Genomic DNA, 12116 nt, shown 5'->3' on the forward strand with positions numbered 1-12116 from the left:
AAAATGGGCAATACCGGGATAAGCATTGAATTTCCAAGTGTCATAACTAATGGGATTGACGCCATACTGATCAAGCACCATATGCTGACATTATTTTTCTCATGACCTTCCATACCTACACTCCTCATCCATTATAAACACGACTTTCAGCATACAAAGGCAAAAAAAAATTGATGACTCAATCGTCCTTCATTGAATTTTGATGTCTTTAATTAATATGTTGTAGGTCGGAAGGATTTATTCAGCGCCTAGCCATGATAATGAATGGCTCGTTTTCCAAAACAAAAAAAGTGGTACAAGTCCATTTTCGTGAATACATTCAAATAAGCAGATGTATTTCATGATGAGGTGATGTTGTATTGGGCATTTTTTTTAGCTATGTATTGCTGGGTCTATCCTTAGCGGCACCAATCGGCCCCATTAACGCCGGGCAATTGGACAAAGGAATCAAGAAAGGGTTTTGGCACGCCTGGATTTTCGGCTGGGGTGCCATTTTAGCGGATGCTGTCTATTTGGTCCTTGTCTATTACGGGGTCAGCCGCTTTCTGGAAAACTCCTTCATGCAAACATTTTTATGGCTTTTTGGCTTTTTTGTCCTGACTTATACCGGTATTGAAAGCCTTTTTAGTGCAGGTAAAATAGAAGTGAATGCACGGAATGTGAAAGAATCCCACTTTTCTTCTTTTGCATCAGGATTCATCATGGCCCTCTCGAACCCTTTATCCATTTTGTTCTGGCTCGGTATTTACGGCTCGATCCTGGCAAACACCACGACTAAATACGACTTTCATCACATACTTCTATACAGCTCAGGCATCCTTCTCGGCCTCTTAGCCTGGGATACCACAATGGCCATCATCTCCAGCAGCTTCAGACGTTTTTTATCCAAACCCATCCTTGTTGGCATATCCGTCATCTCCGGGCTATCCCTTATCGGAATCGGCATATACTTTGCCATTCAGGCCGCAAAAGTACTATTTACATAAATGAAACACCTCCCAGGCGATAAAAAAAGCCCCTGGGCAGAGGCTTTTACCATCAACAGGGGGGCGCTTTGACGGAAGTTGGAACTTTTCTCGAAGGTTTGATGCAATTTGGATGCTTTACTCGTACCTAGTTGCTGCGTATTTTTATTTGTTGGAGCAGTTTGTTGATGAATGCATCTATTGAACTTGATTCATAATTTTGCTCGCCGTATTTCCGGACGTTGACTTGATTTTCCTGCTCTTCTTTATCGCCAAGGACAAGCATATATGGAATTTTTCCCATCTGGGCTTCCCTGATTTTATATCCCAGCTTTTCGTTTCGTTCGTCTGTTGTCACCCTTATGCCGAGTCCTTTCAGCTGTTTTTGGAGTTTATGGCAAAAAGGAATATGAACATGCGAGACAGGGATGAGTTGAACCTGTACCGGGGCAAGCCATACCGGGAAAGCCCCGGCAAAATGCTCAATCAGGATACCAAAAAAACGATCAATCGAGCCATAAATCGCACGATGGATGACGACGGGGCGGACTTTTTCATTTTCTTCATCGATGTAAGTCAAATCGAATTTTTCCGGCATTTGAAAATCAAGTTGAATGGTTGCACATTGATGGCTCCGTTTTAATGCATCCTTAATATGAAAATCAATTTTCGGCCCGTAAAATGCTCCGTCGCCTTCATTTAATTGATAAGGTATGCCGATATCTGAGAGCACATTTTTCAATGCTGCTTCAGAGGCATCCCAGAGGGAGTCATCTCCCAATGAATCCTCTGGTCGAGTCGAGAGCTCCACGGAATATTCGAATCCAAATGTACGATACACTTCGTCAATCAGTTGAAACACCTGCTTGATTTCCCCCTCGATTTGATCCTGGCGAACGAATAGGTGGGCATCGTCCTGGCAAAATGTCCGGACCCGAAGCATGCCGTTCAATGATCCACTATACTCATGGCGATGGACTTGACCGAACTCGGCCATCCGGATGGGTAAATCCCTGTAGGAATAACGCTTATTTTTGAATAAAAGCATATGACCCGGGCAATTCATCGGCTTCATCGCGAATTTTGTCTCATCGACCTCAGTAAAGTACATATTTTCATGATAGTGATCCCAGTGGCCCGACCTTTCCCATAACCGCTGATTCATCATGAACGGCGTGCGAACCTCGTCGTAATCAGCAGCGCCCTGGAGCTCACGCGAGAACTTCTCCAACTCATTCCTGATGATTTGTCCTTTCGGTAAATAAAACGGCATTCCAGGGGCTTCCTCGGAAAACATGAATAGTTCGAGCTGCTTCCCTAATTTCCGGTGATCGCGCTTGGCTGCTTCTTCCATAAAATGCAAGTGATCTTGTAAATCTTTTTTCCTTCCGAAGGCGACCCCATATACTCGTTGAAGAACTTCATTTCGTTTGTCTCCCCGCCAATAGGCACCTGAAACACGTGTCAACTTGAATGCTTTTACCAAAGATGTCGAAGGAAGATGCGGTCCGCGGCAAAGGTCAATAAACTCCCCTTGTTGATAAATCGTTAGTTTTTCACCGTTCGGGATGTTCCTCGCAATATCCAGCTTGAATGACTCTCCTTGACTTTCGAATAGCTTCACCGCTTCTTCATAAGATACCTCCCTCCTTTTTATTTCCAGATTTTCGTCTATGATTTTTTCCATCTCTTTTTCAATGGCTTGCAGACTCTCTGCACTCAAAGGATGATCGAGCTTAAAATCATAGTAAAACCCATCCTCGATGACCGGACCCATGCCCAGTTGCGCCGTACCATGAAGTCTCTTCACCGCTTGGGCCAAAATATGCGCCGAAGTGTGCCGCAAAACGTGCAGTCCTTCCTCCGAATCAAGTGTTAAAATCGAAAGTTCAGCGTCTTCATTCAATTGGAAACGTAGATCAACCAATTGCTTATCGAGCTTTCCTGCAACTGCCTTTTTCCTTAAGCTTGAGCTGATGGAGCCTGCCACGCTTCCCACTGTCGTACCCATCGGGTATTCCTTCTGCTTCCCATCCGGGAATCGGATTTTGATCATTTTTTCATCCATTACATGAACACCCCTTTAGAATAATAAAAAAACGCACTCATCCCTAAGCAAGGGACGAGTGCGTTTACTCGTGGTTCCACCCAATTTCCCATAAGCAAGAAAACACTTATGGCTCTGGAGCTTGTAACGCAGCTTAGACGATATCAGCTACTAAAAGTTCACTGATATAGCTCAAAGGCGGTAAATCATTTTCCTAAGCCAGGAAGTTCGCAGCTGCCCTTCCCTCTCTGAAAACCGTAAAAATGATTATTGTCCTTTTCATCGCAATGGTTTTATAAACAAAAAACGCACTCATCCCTAAGCAAGGGACGAGTGCGTTACCCGTGATTCCACCCAATTTCCCATAAGTATTTTCACTTATGGCTCTGGAGCTTGTAACGTAGCTTAGACGATATCGGTTACTCTCGTTCACCAATAAAAGCTCAAAGGCGGTAAATCATTTTCCTAAGCCAGGAAGTTCGCAGCTATCCTTCCCTCTCTTAAGACCGTAAAAATGATTGTTGTCCTCATCATGGCTTATGCTATTGCAAATCGATTTTTATATTGTTATACATATTACAACCAATCCCTGAAAGTTACAACATTTTATTCCAAAAAATATTACTTTTACCAAATGAATAATCCCTATCCTAGCACTCTATCAATTGGTATAATTAGTAAAAAAAGGAGGGTCCCATGAAAAATTTAAGCAGCTGGTCGATCGGATTCGCCGTGATGGGTGCCGCAGCATTTGGCTTTTCGTTTGTCAGCAAAGAAGCCTTCGATTTTTTAATGGTCTTCGGATTCGGGGCATTATTACTCGGCATGCTATTAAGTTTCGCGGCCATGTTCAAAAATGAAAAAGGAAAGACGAAATTTTTGGCTGTCGCCGCGTTCTTTCTTTTAAGCTTCATCCTGGTTTGGAATGACCCCTTTCAAATCATCAGGCTGTTAACATGGATGAGAAATTAACTAACTCTAACGACTGGGAGGCGATCCATAGATGGACATTTGTTTCATTGGCGGCGGCAATCACGCGAATTCCGAATTAGCTGAAGTGTACCTGGAACTTTCAAACATGATGAAGCCCAATGCCAAGATTTTAATAATCCCGTTTGCAACCGATGATTCCAGGTATGAAGGCTGGCTGGCAACCGTCAAGAAAGCCTTTTCCATCATGGAACATGCTAGTGTTGACTTATTGAGAGAAAACCTTTCGGAACAAGAGATGAAACAAGCCATAAAAGGATATGATGCTCTTTATTTTATTGGCGGCAGGCCAGAACGATTGATCACTGTCATGGAAAATAAAGGCCTTACACCGATCTTGAAAAACTTTAATGGCTTATTGATTGGATATAGTGCGGGTTCGTTAGCCATCTGCACGGATTGCATTATGACGAAAGATAAAGACTATCCAGAAACGATAATGATCAAAGGCTTGGCATTAGTTGAGTTTAGCGTTGAAGTCCATTACGAAGATAAGATAGATGGAGAATTGCTTCCCCTTTCAACTGAACGAAAAATATATGCCATTCCAGATGGAAGTGCCCTTTTCACAAAGAACGGCGAACTCTATAAAGTGGTGAATGATATATACTCGTTCCAAGATGGTGCACGCTTTCCCTGAGTGAAGGAGTTGCTTGGAAAAATTCTTGAGAAGTTATTCAGCTTGGATGGTCTTCGGTGTGTCCAACCAATCCCTTTGCATTCTTCACACGGAGCATTAAGGTAAGTCCAGTGGACCACAAGATTAGGGCGCAGCCAAAGCCGAGCAGTGATAATTTGGCAGTAATTTCATGACCTCCAAGCATGAAGGTGCTTGGAGCGGCCAGTAACGTGATAAGTGCCAATGAGCAGAGCAGCATTCCAGTCAAATAGTATAGCTTGATTTGAAAAAGCGATGCCAGGGGTAAGAAATGCAGGCCCACGATAATGGCGATGACGCCAGGTATAAGATCGGTTTGATCGTTCGCGTTACAGATGGCTATGGCAGCCACGATCAGCAAACCTTCGGCGATGAAGACGATATTGAACCAGAATCGGATTCGCTTCAGCTTCCCTGTAATTTGATGCGGCATTTCTTGTGCCGCATGTAACAGTGAAATGCCTCCGATAAGCAGGATGAATCCAACCAGTATGGCGGCGAGTTCCACGTACGGAAATCCCCATTCTTGCAATCCCATTACACCGATACCTGCCCACAGCGTACCGAAGAACGCCATGAAAATGACCCCAATTCCTGTACCGCGATATGCTTCTTTCGTTTGCATCATCCGCTTCCTTTCATCTTCAGTAATATCATACATAATCCATCATACTGTGGAAATTAGCCGATTATTCATGATCCATATACCTAAAAAGCAAGCGAAAGGGAGATATGATCGCGGGTCCGTCGATAGTATTACGGGAGAAGGGATGGCTATCATCCGCTTCTCCCGCGATTTCATTTCCAATTGAATAGTTGCTTGACTGGCGCCACAAGAAGCTGATCATAGGCGAACTCGTCAGGATATTGACTCAGATCATGTATGGCTAAGGCCTCATCCACCTTCTGATTCATATGATCGGACACATATATCCCACATTCCGGGCAGTTTATGGCGGGAACCTGCAGGAGCTTTATCGATCGCTTCCCATCGGGCATGATCCAGAAACAGTCCTTCTTTTCACTTTCTTCTACGTTAGGGGCATTGCACCATAAGCAGTCCATCTTCATCCCTCCTTGCCTTCCGGCTTCACCGGTTCACTTTGGGCCAGGGCATTCTTTTTTTCTTGCGCTTTCCTCAATTTCTCCTTCATTTCATCCCGTTTATCGCGACGGTCCTTCAATGAGGCATGCTCTGCCGCATTTTCATATGCCTTTCTCTTATCAAGACGGCGCAAGCCCTCTGGCACCAAATTGAATTTTTCGTCCGTCATGAGCGCGGATATCCCCACGGCTGCTTTTCGGTCTTCGGTGCCATACACTTCATCAAAATACGCGTCGGCACTGCCGGAAACATAATTCTTAGGCTCCGGATAGCTCGTGATGACACCTTCGAAGTTCCGCAATACGACCTTATCCGGGCTTTGGGATAGAAGGTAATTCGGAGTCAGGGCTATCTTACCTCCGCCGCCAGGCGCATCCACCACAAAGGTCGGCACCGCATATCCCGATGTATGGCCACGGAGCGCTTCAATGATTTCCAATCCTTTTGAAACCGGGGCCCGGAAATGGCCAATCCCTTCGGATAGATCGCATTGATAAATGTAGTAAGGCCTTACCCTTGCCATGACACAGTCATGCATCAGCTTTTTCATGATATGGACACTATCGTTGATGCCAGCGAGGATGACCGCCTGATTACCGAGCGGGACGCCTGCCATGGACAGCATATCGCAAGCCTTTTTCGCTTCATCGGTCAGTTCAAGCGAATGATTGAAATGGGTGTTTAACCAAATCGGATGGTATTTCTTCAGAATATTGCATAAATTTTCCGTAATCCGCTGCGGAAAAACGACCGGGGCCCGTGTACCGATCCGAATGATCTCCACATGCGGGATGGCGCGTAAGTTGCTCAATACGTATTCGAGGATCTTATCATTGATCAGCAAGCCGTCCCCTCCGGAAATCAGCACGTCCCTCACTTCCGGTGTATTTCTTATATATTCGATCGCTCCATCCAATTGCTTCTTAGGAACGCCCATTCCCACCTGGCCTGAAAAACGGCGGCGCGTGCAATATCGGCAGTACATCGAGCACTGGTTCGTAACGAGGAACAGCACCCTGTCCGGATACCGATGCGTCAAGCCTGGAACTGGTGAATCCTCATCCTCATGGAGCGGATCCTCCAAATCATATCTCGTCTTGTTCATTTCTGCCGAGAGCGGTACCGACTGTAAACGAATTGGACAGCGAGGATCATCAGGATTCATCAAAGAAGCATAATAGGGCGTTATATTCAAAGGAATCGTCTGAGTCGAGATCCGGACTCCTTCCTCTTCCTCCGGAGTCAGATTGACGACCTTTTTCAAATCATCCAAGGTTTTGATCGTATTGGTCAATTGCCAGATCCAATCGTTCCACTGCTCTTCCTTGACGTCCTTCCAAAGCTCGATATCATTATAATGCCTGCGCCCGCCAAGGTACTCTTTATGTTTTATTTCCATTCCCATCATGTTCATGTTAAAAATCCCCTCCCCTTATTCTAAGAACTTATCGATATACTCTCGCAAGAATGATGCCAACTCTTTTGAGAAGGAAAACATCAGAATAAGAGGGGAATGCGGGCGTGCGGGCCGCAAAATTCTTTTCTAAACGCCCAATATTTTGCAGCCAAATTCTTTGCATCTCATACAAAATACTTTACCTTCATTTCTATCATCTTGATTCCTTCCATTCCGCCGCATACACCTTTTCAATCTTGTACTTATTTAACTTATATTGTAATCCTTGTCTGGTAATATTGAGGGACTCAGCCGTTTTGCTGATATTCCCGTTGTATTTTCGGAACATATTGATGATCATTTCCTTTTCCAGTTCTTCAAGGACGACAGGTAAATCCATCTTGTCCGTTAATATGGGCGGCAGGCTCGGTGCACTGGGGGGAGTGTATTTGCCTGAAGGAAAAAGATAGGCCGGGAGGTGATGCTCATCAATCATATCCTCTCCAGTATCCATGACGTTAAAGGCCAATTCGATGGCATGGCCCAGTTCACGAATGTTTCCGGGCCATGGATACTGAAGAAGCCGATTCATCGCCTTCTGACTGATCCCGCGCACGTCTGAAAAAAATGATTTGTTGAACTTCTGAATAAAGTGATTGGCGATTTCCGCTATATCTGTTTTACGCTCCTTAAGAGAAGGCATGGCGATCGTCACGACATTCAGGCGAAAAAACAAATCGGAGCGAATGATTCCCCTCTCTAGCGCTTCTTCTGGAGAAATGTTCATCGCCGCAATAATCTTCACATTAATTTTTTGCTCCTGCGCTCCTCCGACGCGGCGCACCTCACCCTCCTGCAGCACCCGCAGCAATTTCGCCTGCAATCCAGGATCGAGGCTATTCAATTCATCAAGAAACAGCGTACCGCCATTGGCCTGTTCAAAAATCCCGAGTCGATCCACTGCTCCCGTGAAAGCCCCTTTCGTCGTGCCAAACAACAGACCTTCCATTAATTCCTTTGGGACGGCCGCACAGTTTTGTGCAATGAATGGCTGATGGCGATGGGCACTTACATTATGGATACTTTGCGCTACCAATTCCTTCCCCGTTCCCGTCGGTCCATAAATCATGACCGGGGAATGGCTGCGGGCCGATTTTTTGGCCAATGATATCGCTTCTTGAAAAACGGGACTGCTCCCGATCAAATCACTGAAATGATAAGTCGCCGTCCCTTCGAAGTACTTATTTTTCTTATAGGTCTCGGCAAGCTGGGAGCGTAAATCGACGATTTGATCATACATGTTCATAACCTTGGTAATGTCTTTGGCGATCTCCACTGCCCCGATGATCTCGCCATCCTCATATAGTGGATATGTACTATTGATCGACGTTATCTTTTTCTCCTTTACATTCACATACGTTTGAATCGACTCATTCGTTTCGATGCCCTTGTCCAACGCCGCCTGCAGCGTACTCGACTCATCGGTCAAGGATGGATAAAGCTGAAAAATATTCTTCCCGAGCACCTGTTCGCGAGCCAGCCCATCGATATGTGCCATCATTTCATTATAAAAAACCGTATCCCCATCTTTGTTCACGATATGGACACCCACATTTATCACATTCAATATCCATTCAAATTGCGTGGAAAACTGATTGACTGAAGATTTCATTTCTTCATCTCCGTTCTCTGTCACTTGATAGAATTACCTGTAAATTATATCATTTAATGGTAAATAGAATCATAGAAATGATAAAGCTTCTGAAGAGAAGAAAGGAGTTTCCCTTTCTACAGGGAAACTTATAAATAAAAGGGGTGAATGGTATTTTAAAAAGGAATGAAACCAAATTAGAAATTAAACCTTGGGAAGAGAAGGATCTTGATTTACTTTTTCAACTCAATGAACCGAAAATGATGGAGCATCTTGGTGGTCCAGAGAGTGCAGAACAAATCCAAAAACGCCACAAACGATACCTTGAAATCGGAAACAGGGGATGCATGTTCAGCATCATCCTGCCAAAGGACGAAGCTGTTGGTTCCGTAGGCTACTGGCAAACCGTCTGGAACGATGAAAATGTGTATGAAATCGGCTGGAGTGTCCTCCACTCTTTCCAGGGGAAAGGCATTGCATCACAAGCCGTCAGGGCTGTCATCGCCAAACTCAAGGACGAACGCAAATACAGCTCCATTCACGCATTTCCATCCGTCCATAACGCCGCATCCAATGCCCTTTGCCGCAAGCTTGATTTCAATCTCATCTCCGAATGTGAATTCGAATATCCGCCAGGGAGCCTCATGCAATGCCATGATTGGTGCTTGGAGCTTGAATGAAACAATAGCGGCTGTTTTCCAGTGGGAAAAGTCGAATTCTGTTAGGTTTAGGTGAATTTATTTCCCGGGAAAGTCGAATGATTCCCGAATAGGACGAATTATTCTTGGGCTGGGACGAATTAGCCTTCAGGCGGGCAGGATGGGTTTACCATCCTATCCGCCAAGATCATACTCTATCAAGCAAGCAATTTATTCCATGTTTCTTTGTTGGCTTGGTTATCCCCAGAAATGCTGCTTGCTTTTTGAAATTTGGATAATGCCGCCTCGGTTTTGCTGCCGAATCGTGCGTCAAGTGGCCCGGGATCGAATCCTTTCATATAGAGTGCTGCTTGCAGTATCCATGTGATAGGGCCCGTAGCTCCTATACTCAATGTGACCATCGCAGACTTGGTTTTTGGCCCCCATTTTCCATCGACCGCAAGTCTATGATTATATTGCTTATTAAGCTCCGTTTGTACTCCTTTTAAAAGAGCTGATCGAGTTTTGGAGCCGAAAAAACCATCGACCGCCAGATTCGTTTTATAGCGGCTATTTACTGTTTCCTGAATGGAAATGATTTGGCTATCTCCTTTACTGCCCTTTGTTGTTTTGAATCGGTTGGTAAGATGCGGTTTCTTCCCTGCTTGTAATTGTGTGTAGGTTAAGCCCCCCGTCATTTGCAAGTGGGGATAATCCTTGAATGTACGCCAATCTCCGCCCCATTCGAATCCTAACTTTTTACCTATCGCAGCCACACGCTGCCACCTTGAATCCACCGTCCAGATCGCTTTCCTGCCATCATCACTCACAAGGAAGAAATCGATGGCCAGTCCAAAATTATGATAAGATTGGCCTGGCTTAGCGTTCGTCACAACAGGCTTAGCCGGATCACTATAATTTTTTCCATTGTAACTGTAGATTCGTCCTTGACCATAAAGCGCGGCTTGCTCTTCCAAAGAGCGGTAACCTGCGCTTATTTGTACAGCGATCCCTTCTGTATAAGCACGTTCGATCATCTCCAATGCTGATGCCTTCACTACTGCATCCATCCCTATACCCATCTTCTTCACTGATCGATCCAATAATGTTCGTAATTCCACGTTCAATGCCATCCCTCCTTTTTACGTTTCCATCACCCTTTATATAAGCCTTTTTAACGGAAAAGTAGCATGAGGAGTCATGAAACAAAAGAGGTGCAACAAAAAATAGACCACTTCCATTCGCCTGGTTGCGAATGGAAATAGTCTAATAGTTCTTATTAATCTTATGCCCTGATTTCAATAGAGGGACTTATGGTGAAGTCAGCCTCTGTTTTGCTTTTCACTTCATCAAGTGTTACGCCATTTTGCAATTCAATCAATTCCATTCCCGCTTCGGAAAAATGGAAAACAGCCAATTCGGTAATCAGGCAGTGGACGACCTTTTCTCCTGTCAATGGCAATGTACAGCTCTTTTTCACTTTGGATTCACCATGCTTATTCACATGGTCCATGATGACAACGATGCGTTTCGCGCCTTGGACGAGGTCCATCGCGCCTCCCATTCCTTTGACCATCTTGCCAGGAATCATCCAGTTCGCCAAATCCCCAGTTTCGGAAACCTCCATGCCGCCTAATATCGCTAGGTCGATATGGCCGCCGCGGATCATCGCGAACGATTCAGCGCTATCAAAAAAGGATGCCCCCGCTTTGGCGGTTACCGTTTCTTTCCCTGCATTGATCAAATCCGGATCGACTTCATCCTTTTGTGGGTAGGGTCCGATTCCGAGTAAGCCATTTTCCGATTGAAGCATGACATTGAAGTCATTTGGGATCATATTGGCAATCAAGGTCGGCATCCCGATCCCTAAATTCACACACATACCATCTTGGATTTCCTTAACGGCCCGTTCTAAAATCAGTTGTCTTGTCATTTGAATACTCCTCCTTTTTATGCGTTAGCAGTTGTAAGTTTTTCAATACGTTTTACATAGTCATTTCCTACAAGCACTTTTTGTACATAAACTCCTGAAGTATGGATTTCATCCGGATCAAGCTCCCCTGTGCCCACAACCTCTTCCACTTCGACGATCGTGACTTTCCCCGCTGTGGCAACGACAGGATTGAAATTCCTTGCTGTTTTTCGATATACGAGGTTACCGAAATGATCCGCTTTCCAAGCTTTGACAAAGGCAAAATCCCCGACGATCCCTTTTTCCATGATGTATGTGCGGCCATCGAACTCTTTATGTTCCTTTCCTTTGGCGACTTCCGTTCCCACTCCCGTAGCTGTATAAAAGGCAGGAATGCCCGCTCCGCCCGCTCTTAATCGCTCAGCAAGCGTTCCTTGGGGAACTAGCTCGACCTCCAGCTCGCCGCTTAAAAATTGCTGCTCGAACAACTTATTTTCCCCTACGTATGAGGCTATCATTTTTTTGATTTGTTTATTTTCCAGCAAAAGTCCCAGACCCCAATCATCGACCCCGCAATTGTTGCTGACGACCGTCAAATCCTTTACACCTTTGTTACGCAAAGCAATGATTAGCTTTTCTGGAATTCCGCTTAACCCGAACCCGCCAACGATAATGGTAGCTCCATCCTCGATATGTTCAATAGCGCTGTCAAAAGATGATAACAATTTACTCATTTCCCCATCTCCATTCCTAA

General features: G+C 44.9%; 12 protein-coding genes and 2 other annotated features. Of the genes, 4 read left to right on the plus strand and 8 right to left on the minus strand.

All coding sequences use genetic code 11. The features are described 5' to 3' along the window. The first annotated feature begins 359 nt into the window (after window positions 1-359). Window positions 360-986, plus strand: coding sequence for a LysE family transporter (locus CVN76_RS14250; protein WP_100531813.1), 627 nt, complete (start codon window positions 360-362; stop codon window positions 984-986). Between the two features lie 127 nt (window positions 987-1113). Here the strand turns inward: CVN76_RS14250 and thrS are convergent, their stop codons facing one another. After that, window positions 1114-3021, minus strand: a complete 1908-nt coding sequence (gene thrS / locus CVN76_RS14255) for a threonine--tRNA ligase (RefSeq protein ID WP_442857576.1) — start codon at window positions 3019-3021, stop codon at window positions 1114-1116. A gap of 59 nt (window positions 3022-3080) precedes the next feature. After that, window positions 3081-3304 (minus strand) — a binding site (T-box leader). A 30-nt stretch (window positions 3305-3334) separates the two neighbouring features. Next, window positions 3335-3555: a binding site (T-box leader), on the minus strand. A gap of 153 nt (window positions 3556-3708) precedes the next feature. Between thrS and CVN76_RS14260 the strand changes: the two genes are divergently transcribed. Together CVN76_RS14260 and CVN76_RS14265 are read left to right on the plus strand one after the other, a co-directional pair. Continuing rightward, window positions 3709-3984, plus strand: a complete 276-nt coding sequence (locus CVN76_RS14260) for a hypothetical protein (protein ID WP_100531815.1) — start codon at window positions 3709-3711, stop codon at window positions 3982-3984. 31 nt (window positions 3985-4015) lie between these two features. Then, a complete protein-coding gene (locus tag CVN76_RS14265; RefSeq protein ID WP_100531816.1) occupies window positions 4016-4642 on the plus strand; it encodes a Type 1 glutamine amidotransferase-like domain-containing protein in 627 nt (208 codons plus the stop codon). Between the two features lie 37 nt (window positions 4643-4679). Here the strand turns inward: CVN76_RS14265 and CVN76_RS14270 are convergent, their stop codons facing one another. From CVN76_RS14270 to CVN76_RS14285, 4 genes are all read right to left on the minus strand, one after another. Next, on the minus strand, window positions 4680-5321 hold the full coding sequence (locus CVN76_RS14270) for a DUF7010 family protein (RefSeq protein WP_232732235.1): 642 nt from the start codon (window positions 5319-5321) through the stop codon (window positions 4680-4682). Window positions 5322-5458: 137 nt separating this feature from the next. Beyond that, entirely contained in the window at window positions 5459-5725 is a 267-nt protein-coding gene (locus tag CVN76_RS14275) for a YokU family protein (protein ID WP_157805666.1), read from the minus strand. Window positions 5726-5727: 2 nt separating this feature from the next. Beyond that, the gene (ablA, locus tag CVN76_RS14280; RefSeq protein WP_198512564.1) at window positions 5728-7158 is read right to left on the minus strand and encodes a lysine 2,3-aminomutase; all 1431 of its coding nucleotides are present in this window, start codon (window positions 7156-7158) and stop codon (window positions 5728-5730) included. A gap of 217 nt (window positions 7159-7375) precedes the next feature. Beyond that, window positions 7376-8857: a sigma-54 interaction domain-containing protein gene (locus tag CVN76_RS14285; protein ID WP_232732241.1), complete on the minus strand. Its 1482-nt coding sequence runs from the start codon at window positions 8855-8857 to the stop codon at window positions 7376-7378. Window positions 8858-8976: 119 nt separating this feature from the next. On the opposite strand from CVN76_RS14285, the gene CVN76_RS14290 reads away from it, so the two are divergent. Next, the gene (locus CVN76_RS14290; protein ID WP_442857575.1) at window positions 8977-9492 is read left to right on the plus strand and encodes a GNAT family N-acetyltransferase; all 516 of its coding nucleotides are present in this window, start codon (window positions 8977-8979) and stop codon (window positions 9490-9492) included. Window positions 9493-9668: 176 nt separating this feature from the next. Here the strand turns inward: CVN76_RS14290 and CVN76_RS14295 are convergent, their stop codons facing one another. From CVN76_RS14295 to CVN76_RS14305, 3 genes are all read right to left on the minus strand, one after another. Next, window positions 9669-10571, minus strand: a complete 903-nt coding sequence (locus CVN76_RS14295; RefSeq protein WP_232732244.1) for a peptidoglycan-binding protein — start codon at window positions 10569-10571, stop codon at window positions 9669-9671. Window positions 10572-10735: 164 nt separating this feature from the next. Continuing rightward, complete coding sequence (locus CVN76_RS14300; RefSeq protein WP_100531820.1) at window positions 10736-11383, minus strand: 3-oxoacid CoA-transferase subunit B; 648 nt, start codon at window positions 11381-11383, stop codon at window positions 10736-10738. 17 nt (window positions 11384-11400) lie between these two features. Then, window positions 11401-12096, minus strand: coding sequence for a CoA transferase subunit A (locus CVN76_RS14305; protein ID WP_100531821.1), 696 nt, complete (start codon window positions 12094-12096; stop codon window positions 11401-11403). Window positions 12097-12116 lie beyond the last annotated feature (20 nt).

It is taken from the genome of Bacillus sp. mrc49 (assembly GCF_002803435.1).